21 protein-coding genes are annotated in these 19,665 nt (G+C 71.3%); 15 read left to right on the top strand and 6 right to left on the bottom strand.

Annotation, left to right across the window (positions count from 1 at the left end):
* Positions 1 to 246: 246 nt before the first annotated feature.
* Together shbA and ACFWY9_RS27450 are read right to left on the bottom strand one after the other, a co-directional pair.
* Positions 247 to 831, bottom strand: coding sequence for an RNA polymerase sigma factor ShbA (shbA, locus tag ACFWY9_RS27445; RefSeq protein ID WP_378329141.1), 585 nt, complete (start codon positions 829 to 831; stop codon positions 247 to 249).
* A 330-nt stretch (positions 832 to 1,161) separates the two neighbouring features.
* On the bottom strand, positions 1,162 to 1,632 hold the full coding sequence (locus ACFWY9_RS27450) for a GtrA family protein (RefSeq protein ID WP_378329088.1): 471 nt from the start codon (positions 1,630 to 1,632) through the stop codon (positions 1,162 to 1,164).
* A gap of 145 nt (positions 1,633 to 1,777) precedes the next feature.
* Between ACFWY9_RS27450 and ACFWY9_RS27455 the strand changes: the two genes are divergently transcribed.
* Together ACFWY9_RS27455 and ACFWY9_RS27460 are read left to right on the top strand one after the other, a co-directional pair.
* Entirely contained in the window at positions 1,778 to 2,125 is a 348-nt protein-coding gene (locus tag ACFWY9_RS27455) for a hypothetical protein (protein ID WP_378329089.1), read from the top strand.
* A 111-nt stretch (positions 2,126 to 2,236) separates the two neighbouring features.
* Entirely contained in the window at positions 2,237 to 2,530 is a 294-nt protein-coding gene (locus ACFWY9_RS27460; protein ID WP_378329090.1) for an iron-sulfur cluster biosynthesis protein, read from the top strand.
* A gap of 69 nt (positions 2,531 to 2,599) precedes the next feature.
* On the opposite strand, the gene ACFWY9_RS27465 is transcribed toward ACFWY9_RS27460, so the two are convergent.
* Together ACFWY9_RS27465 and ACFWY9_RS27470 are read right to left on the bottom strand one after the other, a co-directional pair.
* Positions 2,600 to 3,748 carry a glycerate kinase gene (locus tag ACFWY9_RS27465; RefSeq protein WP_378329091.1) on the bottom strand — a complete coding sequence of 383 codons (1,149 nt, stop codon included), beginning with the start codon at positions 3,746 to 3,748 and terminating at the stop codon, positions 2,600 to 2,602.
* Complete coding sequence (locus ACFWY9_RS27470) at positions 3,745 to 4,716, bottom strand: 2-hydroxyacid dehydrogenase (protein WP_378329092.1); 972 nt, start codon at positions 4,714 to 4,716, stop codon at positions 3,745 to 3,747. The genes ACFWY9_RS27465 and ACFWY9_RS27470 overlap by 4 nt, the downstream gene beginning before the upstream one ends.
* A gap of 147 nt (positions 4,717 to 4,863) precedes the next feature.
* Between ACFWY9_RS27470 and ACFWY9_RS27475 the strand changes: the two genes are divergently transcribed.
* A complete protein-coding gene (locus tag ACFWY9_RS27475) occupies positions 4,864 to 5,403 on the top strand; it encodes a hypothetical protein (RefSeq protein ID WP_378329093.1) in 540 nt (179 codons plus the stop codon).
* Here the strand turns inward: ACFWY9_RS27475 and ACFWY9_RS27480 are convergent.
* On the bottom strand, positions 5,355 to 8,009 hold the full coding sequence (locus tag ACFWY9_RS27480) for a CHAT domain-containing protein (protein ID WP_378329094.1): 2,655 nt from the start codon (positions 8,007 to 8,009) through the stop codon (positions 5,355 to 5,357). The two genes, ACFWY9_RS27475 and ACFWY9_RS27480, sit on opposite strands and share 49 nt — an antisense overlap.
* A 222-nt stretch (positions 8,010 to 8,231) precedes the next feature.
* On the opposite strand from ACFWY9_RS27480, the gene ACFWY9_RS27485 reads away from it, so the two are divergent.
* Genes ACFWY9_RS27485 through ACFWY9_RS27530 form a run of 10 tightly spaced genes read left to right on the top strand, consistent with a single transcriptional unit; the run spans position 8,232 to position 15,826 of the window.
* Positions 8,232 to 9,041, top strand: coding sequence for a CoA transferase subunit A (locus ACFWY9_RS27485; RefSeq protein WP_378329095.1), 810 nt, complete (start codon positions 8,232 to 8,234; stop codon positions 9,039 to 9,041).
* Complete coding sequence (locus ACFWY9_RS27490; RefSeq protein ID WP_378329096.1) at positions 9,038 to 9,802, top strand: CoA-transferase subunit beta; 765 nt, start codon at positions 9,038 to 9,040, stop codon at positions 9,800 to 9,802. The genes ACFWY9_RS27485 and ACFWY9_RS27490 overlap by 4 nt, the downstream gene beginning before the upstream one ends.
* Positions 9,799 to 10,977, top strand: coding sequence for a thiolase family protein (locus tag ACFWY9_RS27495; protein ID WP_378329097.1), 1,179 nt, complete (start codon positions 9,799 to 9,801; stop codon positions 10,975 to 10,977). The genes ACFWY9_RS27490 and ACFWY9_RS27495 overlap by 4 nt, the downstream gene beginning before the upstream one ends.
* A gap of 29 nt (positions 10,978 to 11,006) precedes the next feature.
* Complete coding sequence (pcaH, locus tag ACFWY9_RS27500) at positions 11,007 to 11,741, top strand: protocatechuate 3,4-dioxygenase subunit beta (RefSeq protein ID WP_378329098.1); 735 nt, start codon at positions 11,007 to 11,009, stop codon at positions 11,739 to 11,741.
* Entirely contained in the window at positions 11,741 to 12,295 is a 555-nt protein-coding gene (gene pcaG, locus ACFWY9_RS27505) for a protocatechuate 3,4-dioxygenase subunit alpha (protein WP_378329099.1), read from the top strand. The genes pcaH and pcaG overlap by 1 nt, the downstream gene beginning before the upstream one ends.
* A 45-nt stretch (positions 12,296 to 12,340) precedes the next feature.
* Positions 12,341 to 13,132: a 3-oxoadipate enol-lactonase gene (pcaD, locus tag ACFWY9_RS27510; protein ID WP_378329100.1), complete on the top strand. Its 792-nt coding sequence runs from the start codon at positions 12,341 to 12,343 to the stop codon at positions 13,130 to 13,132.
* Positions 13,129 to 13,515, top strand: a complete 387-nt coding sequence (pcaC, locus tag ACFWY9_RS27515) for a 4-carboxymuconolactone decarboxylase (protein WP_378329101.1) — start codon at positions 13,129 to 13,131, stop codon at positions 13,513 to 13,515. Before pcaD ends, pcaC begins: the two co-directional genes overlap by 4 nt.
* Before the next feature lie 10 nt (positions 13,516 to 13,525).
* A complete protein-coding gene (locus tag ACFWY9_RS27520) occupies positions 13,526 to 14,341 on the top strand; it encodes an IclR family transcriptional regulator C-terminal domain-containing protein (protein WP_378329102.1) in 816 nt (271 codons plus the stop codon).
* Positions 14,334 to 14,912, top strand: a complete 579-nt coding sequence (locus tag ACFWY9_RS27525) for an NTP transferase domain-containing protein (protein WP_378329103.1) — start codon at positions 14,334 to 14,336, stop codon at positions 14,910 to 14,912. The genes ACFWY9_RS27520 and ACFWY9_RS27525 overlap by 8 nt, the downstream gene beginning before the upstream one ends.
* Positions 14,909 to 15,826, top strand: a complete 918-nt coding sequence (locus tag ACFWY9_RS27530; RefSeq protein WP_378329104.1) for an AAA family ATPase — start codon at positions 14,909 to 14,911, stop codon at positions 15,824 to 15,826. Before ACFWY9_RS27525 ends, ACFWY9_RS27530 begins: the two co-directional genes overlap by 4 nt.
* Before the next feature lie 10 nt (positions 15,827 to 15,836).
* On the opposite strand, the gene ACFWY9_RS27535 is transcribed toward ACFWY9_RS27530, so the two are convergent.
* On the bottom strand, positions 15,837 to 16,883 hold the full coding sequence (locus ACFWY9_RS27535; protein WP_378329105.1) for a nucleoside hydrolase: 1,047 nt from the start codon (positions 16,881 to 16,883) through the stop codon (positions 15,837 to 15,839).
* Positions 16,884 to 17,224: 341 nt separating this feature from the next.
* Here ACFWY9_RS27535 and ACFWY9_RS27540 point away from each other — a divergent pair, with 341 nt between their 5' ends.
* Together ACFWY9_RS27540 and ACFWY9_RS27545 are read left to right on the top strand one after the other, a co-directional pair.
* Positions 17,225 to 18,349, top strand: a complete 1,125-nt coding sequence (locus ACFWY9_RS27540) for a VWA domain-containing protein (RefSeq protein ID WP_378329106.1) — start codon at positions 17,225 to 17,227, stop codon at positions 18,347 to 18,349.
* Positions 18,342 to 19,454, top strand: coding sequence for an XdhC family protein (locus tag ACFWY9_RS27545; protein ID WP_378329107.1), 1,113 nt, complete (start codon positions 18,342 to 18,344; stop codon positions 19,452 to 19,454). The genes ACFWY9_RS27540 and ACFWY9_RS27545 overlap by 8 nt, the downstream gene beginning before the upstream one ends.
* Positions 19,455 to 19,665 lie beyond the last annotated feature (211 nt).

Here is a 19,665-nt window from a genome sequence, read left to right on the forward strand (position 1 = left end):
GGCGGGGGGGGGGGGGGGGGGGGCGTGGGGGGTGCGCGCGGGGCGGGGGGTGGCGCCCCGGGGGCGCTGATGGGGCCTGGCCCCCCCCCCCCGGCGCCCCCCCCCCCGGGGTCTTTGTCGGACTCCGAGCGTCTCGCGGTCTTCGAACACAACGCGAGGACGCTCTACGGCCTGACCTGAAACGCGCGACTCGCGTGATTGAAGGGAGATCTCGCGTGATTGGGGGCGTAACTCGCGTGATGGAGGTCAGAACTCCTCGTCCTGGATCATGGCGCGGAGGCGGCCGAGGGCGCGGTGCTGCGTGACGCGGACGTTGCCCGACGAGATACCGAGCGCTTCGGCGGTTTCGGTGGCCGAGAGGCCGACGGCGATGCGCAGGGCGAGGATCTCCTGCTGCGTGCGTGGCAGCTTGGCGAGCAGCCTGCCGAGGCGGGCGCCGAGGTCGACGTGCAGGGCGTGCATTTCGGGCTCGTTGTCGGCCAGCGGGCGCTCGGGGAGTTCGGGGACCGGGTCGGAGCGGTCCCGGGCCACCGCGCGGTAGGCGTCGGCGACCTTGTTGGCGGCGATGGCGTGCACGAGGTAGAGGAAGGAGCCGCCGCGGTCCTGGTAGTCGGGGAGCGCCTTCAGCACGGCGAGGCAGACTTCCTGGGCGACGTCGTCGGCCGAGAGGTAGGACAGGTCGCGCCCGCCCATCCTGGCCCGGCAGTAGCGCACCACGACCGGCTCGATCTTCCTGAGCAACGCGTGGACCGCCGCCGGGTCCCCGCTCCCGGCCTCGCGTACGAGCGGGTCGAGATCCTCCTTGGTGAGCCGCCCGCCCGGCCGCGGCATCGTCTCCGGCGTCGTGTAGCCGGGTAGTGCGGCGGGCGAGTCGGTGCGGGTCGTGCTGGACACTGCTGTCATGGTCGTCTCCCCGGCGACCCCGGGACTGTTACCAGTCAGGGTCAACGCTCCGTAACGTTTTAGCAGCGAATGGGCCGTAAGATCAGGTCATACCCGCCACTGGTGCGACGCAGCGTAATCGTATGCGCGTGCACGTCGCCCGTCCAGATTTCAACTAGAGATACCTCGATAGCGGTACGGGTCTTGACACAACCGAGACCGGGAGTTGCGCACTGCAATTTGCGCTTCTCAGTATGTGCTGAAATCGAGGTCTGAAGCTCAGTTTTTGACGGTTTCAGTCGCCGGATGGGCGAAAACCCACCACCTCAGTAGTGCGAAGCGTGCGACTCCGCCGACGACGCTCGCCGCGAGCAGTGTCGCGGTCTGTTCCCACGCCGTCGGGGAGCCGACGAGCGCGTCGAGTGTCGCCAGCACGATCGAGCCGTACCCGGCGTAGAAGGCGAACGTCAGCAGGTTCTGCAGATGTCGCTTCCCGGCGTTGCCGGTGCGTCCCGCGAACGTGATCCGGCGATGGAACTCGGTGTTGGCGAGCGTGGTCAGCGCGATCGCCACGAGGTTCGCGGGCTGGGTGCCGAGTTCGGGCTGCAGCATCAGGAACAGTGCAGCTTGCAGGCCCGTGGTGACCGCTCCGGCGACGACGTACCAGGCGGCGTGGCCGCCCAGTTCGTGTTGTCGCCGCGGCGTGCGCCGGACGGGCTGGTGCCCCGGCGCCCACCTGGTCATGGTCATGACCTGAGGCTACCTCCGTTTCACTAAATCCTGAATGTGTTGAACCAGTTGAAGAAATGTGATCCCGGTGACACGAACGGCCCCGTTTCGGCGCCCGCCCTGCCGGGTACGCACAACGGAAGCGGAAACGCATGGGAGGCACGCCTTGAGCGATCGTGAATCGGCCGAACCCGACACACTCACCCCCAGCGAGGCCCTCGACGAGGACGAACTGAACGTCGACCCGCTCGAGGCGGGCGTCGAACCACCCGAGCACTGGAGTGCCGCCAACCGGCACGGCACCACCCCCGCCGAGATCCGGGAGGGTGAAGACCTCGGCACCCGTCTCGCCGAGGAGGAACCCGACGTCACCCCGGAAGTCATCCGGGACCGTCCGATCGCCGCCACTCCGGCCGAACAGCTCGACGACAGCGTGGACACCGTGGAGACCGCGCCCGCCGTCATCCAGGGTGGCACCGTCGCCGACGCCATCCGCGAGGCGAGCCGCGGCTGAGGCCGCGGGCCCGTGACCGGGGTGTTCGCCACTCACACTGCGCCACCCGGCCGACGCCCCTAGCGTGGACCGCCAGTGGATTTCGACCGTAAGCGAAGGGAAGGCCGAAAATTGCTGACCGTGACTGAAGCCGCCGCAGAGGCCATCACCGCACTGACCACCCAAGGAGGGACCGAGGGCAGCGGACTCCGGTTCGCGCTCCAGAACCAGGACGGCGAAGGAGCCCAGCTCGAACTGTCCGTCGCGCCCGCACCCCAGGACGGCGACAGCGTTCTCGGCTCCGACGACGGAGGGGCGAAGGTCTTCCTCGAACCCCAAGCCGCCGCACTGCTCGACGACAAGGTGCTCGACGTGCAGCAGAACGAGGCGGGCGACGTCGCGTTCGCCGTGCTGCCGCAGCAGTAACTTCGTCGCGGGCTGACGAAAACACGCTGACAGGACAACGGTTCTGGAAGCGTGTTTCCGTCAGGCGCGTCAGGCTCGGGCCTGGCCTTCGGACCAGGTCCGGGTAAGGGCGGCCGCCTGGGTCCGAAGGTGCTCGGCGGCGTGCTGCGTCGCGTGTGCCAGGGATGGTGCGTGGTCGATCAGGGCGGCGGCGCCTGCCGGACCGCCCGCCACGCCCAGCGCTGTCAGCTGCGCGGGCGACAGCTGGATCCGGCCCGCGAGCACCAGCAGATCCGCCCCGCGTTTCGCCGCCCGCGCGGCGATCCCGGCGGGGGCTTTGCCGGAAAGGCTTTGCACGTCAAGGGAACCTTCCCCGGTGATGACGAGGTCGGCGCCGTCGAGGGCGGCGTCGACCCCGGTCAGGGCCGCGATCAGGTCGAAACCCGACTCCACCTTCCCGCCCAGTCCCGCGATGGCGCCGGCGGCCACGCCGCCACCGGCGCCCGCGCCCGGTACGTCGGACACGTCGGGCGCACCGGCGGTGTGCAGCGCCTGCGCCCAGCGGCTCAGCGCGTCGTCGAGCACCTCGACCTCGTCCGGGCCCGCGCCCTTTTGCGGCCCGAACACCGCGGCCGCCCCGTCCGGCCCCACGAGCGGGTTCGTCACGTCCGTCGCGACCGAGACTCCGACCTTGCCCAGCCGATCGTGGGTGGGACCGAGTTCGACCGTCGCGACGCGCGTGAGCGTGCCGCCGCCCAGCCCGATCGGCGCGCCGAACGCGTCGAACACCCCGGCACCCAAGGCGGCGAGCATCCCCGCGCCGCCGTCCGTGCTCGCCGTGCCGCCGACGGTCAGCACCAGCCCGCGCGCGCCGTTCGCCAGCGCGTGCCCGAGCAGTTCCCCGACGCCCCAGGTGTGCGCTGCCAGTGCGGTCGCGGGATCCGGCTCGACGAACTCGATGCCACAGGCGCGCGCAGACTCGATGTAGGCCGTGCCGTCCAGCACCGCGTACCGCGCGTCCACGCTGTCGTCCAGCGGACCGCGGACGCGGAGTTCCACGATGCGGGCACCGGCCGCGGCCAGGACGTCGAGGGTGCCTTCGCCGCCGTCGGCGACCGGGCAGGTCAGCACCTCGGCGTCCGGCAGGGCATCGCGCACGCCGAGCGCGATGGCCTCGGCGGCCTCGACCGCGGTGAGGCTGCCCTTGAACTTGTCCGGCGCGATCACGACGCGCGTCATGGCCTTACCTCCGTCAGCGGATCGTTCCCGGCGAGCACCGAGACTACGTTGCGGGCGGCGAGCACCGCCATCTCCGTGCGGGTTTCCACCGTGGCCGAACCCAGATGCGGGGTCAGCACGACATCTTCCCGTTCCACCAGCCTTTCTTCCACCGACGGCTCGTGTTCGAAGACGTCGAGCGCCGCGCCGGCGATCTCCCCGGCTTCGAGCGCGTCGGCCAGCGCGGACTCGTCGACGACCGGGCCACGGGTGGTGTTCACCAGGTACGCGCCCGGTTTCATCGCGCGTAACGCGTCCGCGCCGATGAGATGCCGCGTCGCGGTGGTGAGCGGGCAGTGCAGGGAAACGACGTCGGCGTTGGCCAGCAGTTCCGGCAGCGGCACGAACTCCGCCGCCAGCGCGGATTCCACTTCGGACGGTGCCGGTTTCCGTCCGCTGTAGACGATGCGCATGCCGAACGCGCGGGCGCGCCGGGCGACGGCCCTGCCGATCTGGCCGAGCCCGACGATCCCCAGCGTCTTTCCCTGCAGGCCGGATCCGAGCAGGAAGCCGAGGTGGAACGACCACTGCTCGCGGGCGCGGATGAGGCGTTCGCCCTCGCCGAGCCGCCGCGTGAGCGCCAGGATGAGCCCGAAGGTGAGATCCGCGGTGGCGTCGGTGAGCACGCCGGGCGTATTGGTCACCACCACACCGCGCTCGGCGAGTGCCGGGACGTCGACGTTGTCGTAGCCGACGGCGACGTTGGCGACAATCTCGAGTTGTGGTCCCGCGGCGTCCGCGAGTTCCCCGTCGAGGCGGTCGTGGAGCATGCCGACTATGGCTGACGCCCCGGTGGTGAACTCGCGGAGTTCTCCCGCGCCGAGCGGACGATCAGCGGAGGAGACGTGGACTTCGCCCGCTTCGGCGAGGATCTTCACCGCTTCGTCCGGGATCCAGCGCGTCACGGCGATCAAAGGTCGGGAAGGCACCGGGACAGCCTAATGCCAGGGACCGACGGAGATCCCCAGCGCGGGTGAGCCGGTTCCCCTTCGCGGTTGAGCCGCGGGGCCCCGGCGGCCCGGGATCGTGGGGACACGGCGGGCGGACCGCCGGAACCGGGAGCGAAGGGGAACGCGATGAGGGGAACGAAACGGGCACTCGCGGCGGTGGCGCTGGCGACCGCGGTCACGGTGTCGGGCGGGGCCGCCGCGAGCGCCGGGGACGGGCCTGCCGAACCGAGCCTGGTGGGCAGCGCGAAGCTCGCGCGGGCGGGCGGCGACGACGTCCGGTTCGCCATCGACGCGCACGGCCTCGGCCCTGACGCGCGCGGGACGTTCCGGGTGAGCCACCGGTCGGGGGCTCTCTCCGGCTGGTTCTCCGGGAAGGTCGACTGCCTGGTCGTCGGCGGTTCGGTCGCGGTGCTGACCGGAGTTGTCACGGACACGAACCTGCCCGAGCTGAAGGGGCTACGGCGCGGTATCACGGTGTACGACAACGGCAAGCACGACCGCGTGGGCTACAGCTGGGTGATCGAGGACGGCAAGTCGGTGCCGAAGTGCCTGTCCAGCGCGCCGTTCGAGCGCGTCGAGAGCGGGGACTTCAAGGCCGTCGAATGGTTCCCGCCGGCTCAGGGTCCGAAGTGGACGAACGACGCCCAGAAAGGCGGTGCCGAGTAACGGTGTTCGGCCCGCAGACGTCGCGTCGCCCGGTGCAGGGCGAGCGCGGCGTCCTCCGCGGTGGTCATTTCGCGGTACACCTCATTGGCGATCAGGGGAGTGACCGCGGCGGTGGTCCACAGGCTCCCGATCACGTGCCGGTAGCCGCACAGCTGGAACGCGCCGGCGAGCGAGACGACCTCGTCGCCATGGGCAGGCGACCAGGTCGCGGTGTGACAGGCGGACAGGAACGCGAATTCGGCGTCCCGCGGTGGTTCGGCGGAGAGTTCGCGCAGGGGGAGGAATCCGTCGTGGAGTGCGAGCCCGCTTCGCGACGGATCGACCGGATCGTGTTCGGCGGGGCAGGCGAGGTGCGCCCAGTGGTGGGAGCGCAACGCCGTGCGGACGGCACTCGGGGTAGCCTCCGCTCCCACGAGCAGCGACGCCGGTCGAGACAACGCTTCCAGCTCTTCGCGGACGGCGGGCAGTGACGCGTGCGAAGCCGCGTAGGCGACGCCGAGGCGTGACGTCGCCACTGTTCTTCGCCGGGTCCGTGCGTGGAGAAGGGCGCTGAGCGTCGGGGTGTAAGAGGAGACGACTCTGTCGTGGGCATAACTGTCGTCGGCTCCGCAGCGCGCGGCGTGGAGCGGAAGCAGGGCCAGCGGCCCGGTCGGGCACCACCAGAGCCGGGGGCCTTCCTCGCTGTGCTCGTCGAGACTGTGCTCGTCGAGGTCGAGTGCTTTCAGTACCGGGCCCGCGATGTGGTCCCACAGCCATTCCAGCGTCGCCATGACGGTCCGGTCGTGTCCGGCGGTCACACTGTCCATTGCGGACAGTGCGGCGACGGCGGTGAGGAACGCTTCGGTGCGGTGGAAGACCTCCGTCCGCGTGATCCCCGGCAGCGGCACCACTTCGGGGGCGTCCGCGCCGGGGCGCAACAACAACGCCGCGCAGCCCAGCTCCGCGACGTTGACGACGGCGACCGGGCCGTGCGCGGCGGCCTTGCGCAGGGACCAGAAGTCGCGACGCTGGAGGAACCGGTCGAACCCGGGGAGGGACCGGATCTCGGCGACCGTCTCGCGGAAGTCCGCGGTGGCGCGCCTGCGCACGCGCATGGATACCGTTTCGCGGCTCAGTGTCACGCAGGCCTGGTCGAACCGGTTCGCCAGTTCGGGATGACGCGCGGCGAGGCCGGCGTGCGGCCGCAACCGGACGGCTTCGGCGAGCACGACCGCGCGGCCGTGTTCGAGCCGCACGAGCGCTTCGGCCGGGTTGCCCCGTTCGAGGGCGACGGCGGCCGCGTCGCAGGCAGGCGAGGGGATTTCGCGCGTCCTGCCTTGCGTGTGGGCCGCCAGCTTCGGCAGCAGTTCGTCGAGCGCGAGCCCGAATGCCTGGTTCGCCTGGTCGAGCTGGCCCAGGTGACCGCTGTGCAGTCCCCAGGAGTACGCGGCGCGCAGGCGGGCCGGGATGTCGTGGGCGGGCGTGAGCGCGGTTTTCTCGAACTCCGCCGTGGCGGCCACCAGATCGGCGCGAGGGTTCCACGGCCGGTCGGGGAGACGCGCCAGTTCGAGGCCCGCCAGCTGCCGGTGTGCTTCCGCGGCGGACGGATCGGTGGTCAGATCGCGCAGGAGCGTTGTCGCGCGGTCGAGGTCGCCCTGCTGCCTGGCGTGTCTTCCGCGTTCCGCCAGCGCGAGGGCGAGCTTGATCCGCATGACGGGCTGGTCGTGCCGGGCCGCGGGCGTGGTCGCGACGGCGGTTTCGAGGTAGCGGATGGCTTCGGCGAGGTCACCGATTTCGCCGAAGGACTTGAAGCGCTTGTGGAGGACTTCGCCCAGTTCGGCCAGCAGTTGTCCGTACACCGGGGACGTCGGATTCGCCCCGGCGAGGGAATGCCGGGCCGTCGCGGTGACGACGCCGGGATCCGGCTCCGGAGCGGAGGGCGCTTTCTCCTGCGCGCGGGCGAGCGCGGTGTGCATCGCTTCCGGGGCTTCTCCGCCGGGAAAGGCGGCGACGGCCTTCCGCATGAGCGCGATCGCCGCGCGGAAGTGGTCGGGATCCCCGGTGAACGCGAAGAGGTCCGCGAACAGGACGCCGTGGTCGAAGACCATCGCGGGATCCTGGGGGCCGGTGACCGAATCCCGCGCGTACCCGGTCAGCGCGACAGCCGTCCAGAGTCCGCTCTCGTGCGCGTGTTCCTTGCTGACGGCCGCCAAAATCATCGCGGTGCCGTGCAGGATCCCCGCCACCGGAGGCAGCGCCGGCGGGGTGCGGGCGAACTGGGCGCGGCGGGGCTGGGGCACGGCTTCCGGCCGGATCGCGTGCACGATGGCCAGCAGGGCGAGCGACACCTGGTGGTCCCGGACCGCGTCCGCCTCGGCGAGGAACCGGCAGCGGGCCCAGAAGTAACAGCCGGCCAGGTAGACCGTTTCGAGGTCGACGTCGGACGGCGGGACCTGTCCGGGGCTCAGGTGATTCCGTGCGACGTCGAGGAAATGGACGACGGTGCCGAGGGTTTCCGGCGACAGCACGTCCTCGCGGCTGTCGGCGAAGAACGGGACGTGCTGGTCCGGCTGGGACATCGCCGCCTGGACCATCCGTGCCAGCTCCGGGCGCAGATGGCTGTCCATGGCGGCGCAGCGTAGCCGGGTCCGTCCCGGTTCCGCGTCGGCCGAATTCAGTACACCCGGGTGGGCCGGACGAGTGAACCGGGGACAGACATCCATTCACCGGAATGAGGCTCGCCGGGCGGCGACGGGCCGTGGTATGTTCAGATGCAGAACGAATGTGCGCTATCCGAACAATCTGGACAGTGATACCCGGACATCGAATACCCGGACAAGGAGTACGTGATGGCAGAGCTGCTGTCGCTGAGTGAGGCCGTGCGGCGCCTCGTGCACGACGGGGACACCGTCGCGCTCGAAGGGTTCACGCACCTCATCCCGGTCGCGGCGGGGCACGAGATCATCCGGCAGCACCGGCGCGATCTCACGCTGGTCCGGATGACCCCGGACATCGTGTACGACCAGCTGATCGGCGCGGGCTGCGCGCGCAAGCTGATCTTCTCGTGGGGAGGCAATCCCGGCGTCGGATCGCTGCACCGCTTCCGGGACGCCGTCCAGCACGCGTGGCCGGTCCCGCTGGAGATCGAGGAACACAGCCACGCCGGCATGGCCAACCGGTACGTCGCCGGGGCGTCCGGGCTGCCGTTCGCGGTGCTGCGCGGGTACACCGGCACCGATCTCCCGGCGCAGACCGAGACCATCAAGCCGATCACCTGTCCCTTCACCGGGGAGACGCTCGCCGCGGTCCCGGCGCTGAACCCCGACGTCTCGATCGTGCACGCTCAGCGCGCGGACCGCGCCGGCAACGTCCAGCTGTGGGGTATCACCGGGGTGCAGAAGGAGGCCGTGCTGGCGGCGAAACGCTCGCTCGTCACGGTCGAGGAGATCGTCGACGAGCTGGAGCCCCGGCCGGGCGCACTGGTGCTGCCGTCCTGGGCGGTCACGGCGGTGGCCGAGGCGCCGGGCGGCGCGCGCCCGTCCTACGCGGCCGGATACTACGAACGGGACAACGACGCCTATCAGGCATGGGACGCGATCGGCCGGGACAGGGACGCCTTCACCGGCTGGCTCCGGGAACTGACGGGGGTGGCGGCATGAGCGACCGCCCGGCTTACACGGCCGACGAGATGATGAGCGTCGCGGCGGCGCGGGCACTCGGCGACGGGATGTCCTGCTTCGTCGGGATCGGGCTGCCGAGCACGGCGGCGAACCTGGCTCGCCGCACGCACGCGCCGAACCTGACACTGATCTACGAATCGGGCTGTCTCGGCGCGAAACCGTCCCGGCTCCCGCTGTCGATCGGCGACGGCGAGCTGGCCGACACGGCCGACGCGGTGGTGAGCGTGCCCGAGGTGTTCAACTACTGGCTGCAGCCCGGCCGTATCGACGTCGGCTTCCTCGGCGCTGCGCAGCTGGACAGGTTCGGCAACATCAACACGACGGTGATCGGTTCCCACTACCGTGACCCTAAGGTGCGGCTGCCCGGGGCCGGTGGCGCGCCGGAGATCGCGGCGTCCTGCAAGGAGGTGTTCGTCGTGCTGCGGCAGAACACCCGCGCGTTCGTCGACAAGGTCGACTTCGTCACCTCGTTCGGGCACGGCACCGGCAAGGGTGATCGCGAACGCCTCGGCCTGCGCGGCGCGGGGCCGACGCTGGTGGTGACCGATCTCGGCCTGCTGCGGCCCGATCCGGAGACCTCCGAGCTGACCCTGACCGAGCTGCACCCCGGGGTGGAGCTCGAGCAGGCGGTGGCGGCCACCGGCTGGGCACTCAAGGTGGCGGAGGATCTCGCCGTCACGCCCGCGCCCACCGATCAGGAGCTGACCCTGCTCCGCGAACTCCGGAAGGCGAGCGCATGAGCGACGTATTCATCCTGGACGCGGTCCGGACCCCGTTCGGCCGCTATGGCGGCGCGTTGTCCGGCGTGCGGCCCGACGACCTGGCCGCCGGTGTGCTGCGCGCGCTCGCCGAGCGCACCGGCCTCGATCCGTCCACAGTGGACGAGGTGACGCTCGGCGACGCCAACGGCGCGGGCGAGGACAACCGCAACGTCGCGCGGATGGCGGCGTTGCTGGCGGGCTGGCCGACCTCGGTGCCGGGCAGCACCGTCAACCGGCTGTGCGGCTCGGGGCTGGAAGCGGTCGGCCAGGCGAGCAGGGCGATCCAGGTCGGCGACGCCTCGCTGGCCGTCGCGGGTGGCGTCGAGTCGATGAGCCGCTCGCCGCTGGTGATGCCGAAGCCGGAGAAGGCCTTCCCGAACAGCAACCAGACGCTGTACTCGACGGCGCTGGGCTGGCGGATGGTCAACCCGGAGATGCCCGAGCAGTGGACCATCTCCCTCGGCGAGTCCACCGAACGCCTCGCCGAGCGGTACGGCATCGGCAGGGAGGAGCAGGACGAGTTCGCCGTCCGCAGCCACCGCAACGCCGCCCGCGCCTGGGACGAGGGGTTCTACGACAACCACGTCGTCCCCGTCGAGGGTGTCGAGCTGACCAGGGACGAGGGCATCCGCGCCGATTCCAGCACCGAGAAGCTGGCGAAGCTCAAGACCGTCTTCCGTCCACAAGGGACGGTCACGGCGGGCAACGCGTCCCCGCTCAACGACGGCGCCTCGGCACTCCTGCTCGGTGACGAGGCGGCGGCCACGCGACTGGGCACGGCGCCGCTGGCGCGCATCGCCGGGCGCGGCGCGGCGGGGGTCGATCCGGACGTGTTCGGCATCGGCCCGGTCCGCGCGGCCGAGATCGCGCTGGAGCGCGCCGGGATCGGCTGGGCCGATCTGGCCGCGGTCGAACTGAACGAGGCGTTCGCCGCGCAGTCGCTGGCCTGTCTCCGTGACTGGCCGAAGCTCGACCCGGAGATCGTGAACATCCACGGCGGCGCGATCGCCATCGGCCACCCGCTCGGCGCCTCGGGCGGGCGGATCCTCGGCACGCTCGCGCACGAACTGCACCGCAGGGGCGGCGGCTGGGGCCTCGCCGCGATCTGCATCGGCGTCGGCCAGGGGCTCGCCGTCGTCATCGAAGGCCAGTGAACCGAATGTCCGTGAGAGGAGAGCATGCAGTGGCCGCACCGTCCGGACTCCGGCTGCCGCGGTACCGGCAGGATCCGGAGGGCACCCACGCACCGTTGGATTCCCCCGGCTATCGCTCGACGGCCCTGCGGCATCCGAAACAGCCACTCGTCGTGCTGCCGCAGCAGCTCACCGAGGTCACCGGGCCGCTGCTCGGCCCCGGCCGGATCGGCGCGCTCGACAACGACCTGACCCGCCAGCACGCCGGGGAGCCGCAGGGGCAGCGGATCATCGTCACCGGCAGGCTGCTCGACGGCGAGGGCCGCCCGGTGCGGAATTCGCTGGTCGAGATCTGGCAGGCCAACGCCGGCGGCCGGTACCGGCACACCGGCGACCGCTGGCCGTCCCCGCTCGACCCGAACTTCGACGGGGCGGGCCGGACGCTGACCGACGGCGAGGGCCGCTACACCTTCACCACGATCAAGCCCGGCGCGTATCCGTGGAAGAACCACGACAACGCCTGGCGTCCGTCGCACATCCACTTCTCGGTGTTCGGCAGCGCGTTCACGCAGCGGCTGGTCACCCAGATGTACTTCCCGGACGATCCGCTGTTCGCCCAGGACCCGATCTTCAACTCCATCCCGGACGAGAAGGCGCGGCAGCGGATGATCGCCCGGTTCGACCTCGACCGCACCGAGGACCACTGGGCGCTGGCGTTCCAGTTCGACATCGTGCTGCGCGGCCGGGAGGCCTCGGTGTTCGAGGACGAGGAGGACGAGGACTGATGGCCGAATCGCTGTCGACGCCCTCGCAGACCGTCGGGCCCTATCTGTCCATCGGGCTGCCCTGGCCGGACGGGCCGTACGTGGTGCCGGAAGGGACACCCGGCGGGGTGTGGATCCGCGGCACCGTCTTCGACGGGGCGGGCGAGCCGATTCCGGACGCGATGATCGAGACATGGCAGGCCGATCCCAGCGGCCGGTTCGACCATCCCGACGATCCCCGCGGCGCTGCGGCCCCGGGCTTCCGGGGCTTCGGCCGCTGCCCGACCGACACCGCGGGCCACTACGGGATCTTCACCGTGCTTCCCGGCGTTGTGCCAGGGGAGGACGGGGCGCCGCAGGCACCGCATGTCGACGTCTCGGTGTTCGCCAGGGGACTGCTGCACCGGGTGGTCACGCGGGTCTACTTCGAGGATCAGGACAACACCGGCGACCCGGTGCTCGCCAGTGTCCCCGAGGACCGGCGGCACACCCTGATCGCGGCGAAGACCGCCGACGGCTACCGATTCGACGTACGTCTGCAGGGCGGCGGCGAGACGGTGTTCTTCGCCCTGTGACCCGTAACCAGTGACACCGCACCAGCCCGATCGAGAGGGGCACGAGTGACCAGCCCGGTTCGCGTGCACAGCGTGGTGGAGGGGCCCGCGGACGGCCCCGCCGTCGTGCTCAGCGGTTCCCTCGGCAGCGACCACCGCATGTGGCAGCCGCAGATGGAACCCTTGGTACGGCAGGGTTTCCGGGTGATCCGGTACGACACCCGGGGACACGGCGCCTCGCCGGTGCCACCCGGTCCGTACACATTGGACGATCTCGTCGCGGACCTGGTCGCGCTCCTCGACGAGCAGGGCGTGGAGCGCGCGCACCTGGCCGGTCTCTCTCTGGGCGGGATGACGGGCATGTGGGCCGGCGTACACGCCCCGGAACGGATCGCGAGCCTGATCCTGTGCTGCACCTCGGCGAAGCTCGGGCCGCCGAGCATGTGGGCCGAGCGGGCCCGGCTGGTCCGCGAGCAGGGGACCGGTGTGGTGGCGGAAGGGGGCGTCGGCCGCTGGGTGACGCCGGAGTACGCGCGGCGCAACCCGGACGAGGCCGAGTTCCTGCGGGCGATGATCGCCGGGACCTCCGCCGAGGGGTACGCCGCCTGCTGCGGGATCATCGAGCGGATGGATCAGCTGGACGCGTTGCCGAAGATCACCGCGCCCACGGTCGTCATCGCGGGTGCCGAGGACCCGGCGACTCCGCCCGAGCACGGCAGGTTGATCGCGGACGCCATCCCGGGTGCCCGGCTGGAGATCGTCGAGGGCGCGGCCCATCTCGGCAACTACGAGCAGCCTGCCGAGTTCGCCCGGATCATGCTCGAGCACCTGAAGACTGTGGAGGGCGGAAAACTGTGAGCGAACGCCACGAGACCGGCATGAGGGTGCGGCGCGAGGTGCTCGGTGACGAACACGTCGACCGCGCGGTCGCGAACACCACCGAGTTCACCCGGCCGTTCCAGGACTACATCACTGAGGGCGCCTGGGGTTCGGTGTGGTCCCGGGATGGGCTGGACCGGCGTACCCGCAGCTGCGTCACGCTGGCCGCGCTCACCGCGCTGCACTGTCACGACGAGCTGGCCATGCACGTCCGCGCGGCGGTCCGCAACGGGCTCACCGCGGCCGAGATCGGCGAGGTCCTGCTGCACACCGCTGTCTACGCGGGCGCGCCCGCCGCGAACGCCGCGTTCGCCATCGCCCAGCGTGTCCTCGCCGAACTCGGGGACCCCGCGGCCGGATAGGGTCACGGGCATGGATCAAGGGGAGACGGACGCCGGCCGCGGCGCCCACCACGTGCAGTCGCTGGAGCGTGGGCTCGCCGTGATCAAGGCGTTCCACGCCGACGCGGTGGAACTGACGCTGAGCGACGTGGCGCGGTCGACGGGCCTGACCCGCGCGGCCGCGCGCCGCTTCCTGCTCACCCTCGTGGACCTCGGCTACGTGCGGACCGACGGCAAGTACTTCTCGCTCACCGCGCGGGTGCTCGAACTCGGCTACGCCTACCTGTCCAGCATGTCGCTCCCGGAGGTCGCGCATCCGCATCTGGAGCGGCTTTCCGCGCGGGTGCACGAATCGAGCTCGGTATCGGTGCTCGAAGGCACCGACATCGTGTACGTGGCCAGGGTCGCGGTGTCGCGGATCATGACCGTCAGCATCAACGTCGGCACCCGGTTCCCCGCCCACGCCACCTCGATGGGGCACGTGCTGCTGGCCGGGATGAGCGAAGCCGAGCTGGAGGCGTACTTCGCGGTCGTGCGCTTCGACAAGCTCACCGAGCGCACGGTGACCTCACCCGACCTGCTCCGCGCCGAGCTGACCCGGGTGCGCGCGCAGGGCTGGGCGATGGTCGACCAGGAACTGGAGGAGGGACTGCGCTCGGTGGCCGCGCCCATCCACGACCGCCGGGGTGCCGTGGTCGCCGCGGTGAACCTGTCCACCCACGCCAGCCGCACCACCGCGGAGCAGGCCCGCACCGAATTCGTGCCCCCGCTGCTCGACGCCGCCCGCGCGATCGAGGCGGATCTGGCGATCGCGGCCCCCTCCGCCAGGGCGAACCGCGGTGTCTAGCGTCGCCGGGCTCCTGCTGGCGGCCGGGGCGGGCCGCCGCTTCGGCGGTCCGAAAGCGCTCGCCGAGTTCGACGGCGAACCCTTCGTCCTGCGTGCCCTCCGCGCACTGGAAGCGGCGGGCTGCGGCCCGATCCGGGTAGTGCTCGGCGCCGCCGCGGAGCAGGTGCGCGATCTGTTGCCGGATCCGACCGTCGCCGTGCTCGCCGAGGGCTGGGAGCACGGGATGGGGGAGTCGCTGCGTGCCGGGCTCGACGTCCTGGCCGACCTGCCCGAAAACACCGACGCCGCGCTCGTCCACCTCGTCGACCTGCCCTGGGTCAGCGCCGAGGCGGTGGCGAGAGTGGCCGCCGGAAGCGGTTCCGACGTCGTCGCCCGTGCCGCGTACGACGGCGTCCCCGGGCACCCGGTCCTGCTCGGCAGGCACTGGTGGGCCGAGGTCGCCGAGAGCGCGCGCGGTGATCGCGGCGCGCGGGACTGGCTCGCCGGGCGGACCGATCTGCGCCTGGTGGAATGCGGTGACCTCGGCAGCGGCCGCGACGTCGATCGCCGCGACGATCTTCCCGGCGGATGACCGGCACACCGCCGGGTACGCGCCTTACGATCGGGGACGTGACCGAGCCGTTCGCTTCGCCAGAAGACCTGACCGCCGCACTGGACGCGACGGGCTACCTCGCCGACGACGGCATCGCCACCGCCGGATTCCTCGCGCTGCGCATGCGCCGTCCGCTGTTCTGTGAAGGCGAACCCGGCACCGGCAAGACCTCCCTCGCGCTGGCCATGGCCACCGCCCTCGGCAGGCCACTGGTCCGGCTCCAGTGCCACGAGGGCATCGACGCGGCGCAGGCGCTGTACGAATGGGACTTCCCGCGTCAGCTCCTGCACCTGCGCGCGCTGGAGGCGGCGGGCGACGGCAAGCTCGATGTCGACGAGGCGGAGCGTTCGCTGTACACCGACCGGTTTCTGCTGGCGCGTCCGCTACTTCAGGCACTCAGCGCCCCGTGCGTGCTGCTGGTCGACGAGATCGACCGCGCCGACGACGAGTTCGAGGCCTTCCTGCTGCAGTTGCTCGACGAATACGCCGTCACGATTCCCGAGTACGGCGAGGTCCGCGCCGCCCAGCCGCCGCTGGTGGTGCTGACCTCCAACCGCACCCGCGAGGTCCACGACGCGCTCAAACGCCGCTGCCTCTACCACTGGCTCGAACATCCCGATCTCGCCCGCGAGGTGAGCATCCTGCGCCGCAGGCTGCCGGACATCACCGAGGGACTGGCCAAGCAGGTCGCCGAGGCGACCCACCGGCTGCGCGGCATGGAACTGCTCAAACCGCCCGGCGTCGCGGAATCGCTCGACTGGGCGCGGGCGCTGCTCGCACTGGACAGGGACGAACTGGACGCGGCCTCGGCGGCACGCACCCTCGGCGCCGTCCTCAAGTACAGCGAGGATCTCGACCGCGTTCGCGCGAAGCTCGACGCGCTGTTCGCCTGAGCCCGGTCGCTCAGCCGCCGGTGAGCATCGCGAAGTAGCCGTCCTCGTACTGGGCGCGGTCGGCGTGATATCCGACGCGCTGGGGTGTCCCGTCCGGGGTGATCACCGTGCGTCCCGCCGCCGTGCCGTCCTGCCGCACAGCGACCCGTTCCTCGCGCTGGCTCACCGGGTTGACCCGGTCGAACACGACGGACGCGGCGAGCGTGTCCCACCAGTAGAGCGTGCCCGCGGCGATGCCCGCCGCGGCCTCCGGCTGGGTGAGGATGGCGTGCACGAGCCGCGCCTCCGGGGTCCGGCCCGTCCCGATTTTGTCCACAAAGGACTGTGTGACCGGGACGTCGTTCGTGGCGTCCAAGGGCGCGATGTCCACCCTGCCGGGCAGCTTCGCGAACACGCGCGCGGCGGACGCGGGATCCAGCCACATGTTGACCTCCTGGCTGCCGTCGAACTTCGCGGCGTCGGGGCCGTAGATGTTGCCGGGCACGCCGAACGCGCCGCCCATCACCGAAAGCCGGGAGATGCGCGCGGCGACGCCGGGCACGTCGAGTGCCTTCGCGACGTTGGTGAGCGGGCCGGTGGCCAGCACGACGACCGGGCGCGGTGCGGTGAGCACGGATCCGGCCAGCAGCTGCCAGGCCGGGAGTACCGACGGCCGGTCGGGGCGGTCACCGTCGCCGAACGCGGCGGTCAGCACCCGCTCGGTCCACGCGCGGCCCTCCAGCGGCTGCGGGTTGACGCCGGTGGGAGAGCCGTCCGCGACCGGGATCCCGCTCAGCCCGCAGCGTTCGAGTTCGGTCCGGACGTGGGTCAGTGCCCTGCCCGGCGTCCCCGAACCGTTGTTCGTCACGGTGACCGCGCGCAGGTCGATCCGGTGCTGTTTCTCCGCCTGGCAAAGGTAAGCCAGGGTCGCGGCGTCGTCGAAGTCCATGTCGCCGTCGAAGACGACCGGGACGGCGCCGTGCGCGGCGGATTCCGCGGCGGTGGCGGGGACAGCGCTGCTCACCGCGCACGCGAGCGCGGCGGCGAGCGCCACTCGCGTAAGTCGAGGAAAGATCATGACGTCACCGTAGCGAGAGAACGGCCGCGTGGTAATTGCTTTGACGTGCCCGCCGCTCAGCGGTCATTCTTGTCGGGCACCGCGGAAAGCACCGCGAGAAACCGAAGGGAGGAAACCATGCGGATCGGTCAAGCCACCGAACGGAAGACGGTTTCCTCCACCGAATGCTGATTTCGGTTCTGTAGACCCTTTTCCGAACTCTTCGCGCCCGCCCTGCGCTACCGGGGCAGGCCGCTGCGAAGAGCGCGGTCTGCGCACCCGCCCTGGGGAGGAGCGGTGTGCGCAGACCGCCCCTCACCTTCGTTCTGTGCGCTCCGTGGACCGCGAGGCACAATGGACAGATGCACCCTGCCACGGCGGCCGTCTCCGATCCGGTGCCCGGGTTGGCCGGCTTCGCCGCCGCTCTGCGCGAGGCGGGCGTGGCCTGCGACGCCCGGCGGGTGCAGGCGTATCTGACGGCCGTCTCCCAGATCGACGTCGCCGAGCCCGCCCAGCTGTACTGGGCGGGACGCCTGACGCTGTGCTCGGATCCCGACGACCTGCCACGCTACGAAGAGGCCTTCGCGCGCTGGTTCGCCCTCGATGCCCCGCCCCAGGGACGCTCCCGCACGCAAATGCCGCCTCGGACCACGATCGCCCCGCTGACCACGGATCCGGGCGGCGGCAGCGGATCCGGCGAGGGCCGCGACGAACTGCGTGTCGCGGCCAGCTCCCAGGAGATCCTGCGCCATCGCGACCTCGCCGAGCTGACCACGGCCGAACGCGAACACCTCCGCGAACTCCTCGCCACACTGCGGCCGGTGCTGCCGACCCGCCCGGCGGCCAGGAGAACACCGTCGCGACGCGGCAGGCTCGACGCGTCGCGCACCCTGCGTGCGATGCTCGCCACCGGCGGTGAGCCCGTAAAGCTACCGCGCACCCGCCGGGGTACTCGCACCCGGCGGGTCGTGCTGCTCATCGACGTCTCGGGGTCGATGAGCCCGTATGCGGACGCCTTGCTGCGCTTCGCCCACGTACTCACCCGGCACGCGCCGGCGGTGGTCGAGACGTTCACCCTCGGTACTCGCCTGACCCGGGTTTCGCGCCAGTTGCGGCAGCGGGATCCGGAACGCGCGATGCTCGCGGCGGGCACTTCCGTCCCCGATTTCGCTGGTGGCACAAGGCTTGGCGAGACATTGCGCGCGTTCCTCGACCGCTGGGGACAGCGCGGCGTCGCACGGCGCGCGGTGGTCACGGTGTTCTCCGATGGATGGGAACGGGGCGATCCGGCGTTGCTCCGGGAGCAGATGGCTCGGCTGCGCCGTCTCGCTCACGCCGTACTCTGGGTGAATCCGCATGCGGGACGTGCGGGCTACGCCCCGGTCCAGAGCGGGATCGTGGCCACGCTCCCGTACATCGACGGGCTGCTGGCCGGGCACAGCCTGGCCACCTTGGAACGACTGCTCGGGGAGATCGCCGATGCGTGACGTACTGGACGAGGTGTACCGCCGCTGGTCGGCGGGGGAGACGGTGGGGCTCGGCACCGTCGTGGCGACGTTCTCTTCGGCTCCACGCGCTCCGGGCGCGTCGATGGTCGTGGCGCCGGACGGCACCGTGGCGGGCAGTGTGTCCGGCGGGTGCGTCGAGGGCGCGGTGTACGAACTGGCTCAGGAGGTCGTCGCGGAGCGCAAACCCGTGCTGCAGCGCTACGGCGTCACCGACGACGACGCGTTCGCGGTCGGGCTCACCTGCGGCGGGATCATCGACATCTACGTCGAGCACGTGGACCAGCGGTCCATGCCCGAGCTCACCGAGGTCGTCGAGTCGGTCCGCGGCGGTGAGCCGGTCGCGGTGGTCACGGTCATCGAACACGAGCGGGCCGGACTGGTCGGTGAGCACATGGTGGTGTGGCCGGACCGGACGGCGGGCTCGCTCGGGTCGTCCCGGATGGACGACGCCGTCGCCGACGACGCGCGCGGCCTGCTCGCCAGCGGACGCACCGGCACCCTGCACTACGGGCCGGACGGCCAGCGCCGAGGCGAGGGCATGACAGTGTTCGTCAACTCCTTCGAGCCGCCGCCGCGGCTGCTCGTCTTCGGCGCGATCGACTTCGCCGCCGCGATGGCGAGGATGGGCGCCTATCTCGGCTACCAGGTTACGGTGTGCGACGCGCGCCCGGTGTTCGCGACCAGCAGCCGGTTCCCCGAGGCCCACGAGGTCGTCGTCGACTGGCCGCACCGGTACCTGACCGCGGAGGCCGAGGCGGGGCGGATCGACCAGCGCACGGCGATCGCGGTGCTGACCCACGACCCGAAGTTCGACGTGCCGCTGCTGGAGGTCGCGCTGCGGCTCGACGTCGGCTACGTCGGCGCGATGGGGTCGCGCAAGACCCACGACGACCGGTTCGCGCGGCTGCGCGAGGCCGGGATCACCGAGGCGGAGCTGGAGCGGCTCTCCTCGCCGATCGGGCTCGACCTCGGCGCCCGTACCCCGGAGGAGACCGCGGTTTCGATCGCCGCCGAGATCATCGCGCTCCGCTGGGGCGGTGGCGGGCGGCGGCTCGCCGAACTCTCCGGCCGCATTCACGGCTGACCCTGTCCGGCGTCGTTCCCGGCGGACGAGCGCCCGAATGTGGCATTGGGTGCGTTGGTCTGGGGTGTGACAAGGGCGTCCCTGGGTGCGGTGGATGCACCCAGGGCGTCCCTCGGACTTCCCTGCGCTCGCCGACTCCGTTCGCCCGGTGTGGGGGGGGGGGGGGGGCGCCGGGCGCGGCGGAGCGCGCACACGCGAGGGGGCGCGCGCG

Source organism: Amycolatopsis sp. NPDC059027 (assembly GCF_042739735.1).
In the GTDB taxonomy this organism is placed as follows: domain Bacteria; phylum Actinomycetota; class Actinomycetes; order Mycobacteriales; family Pseudonocardiaceae; genus Amycolatopsis.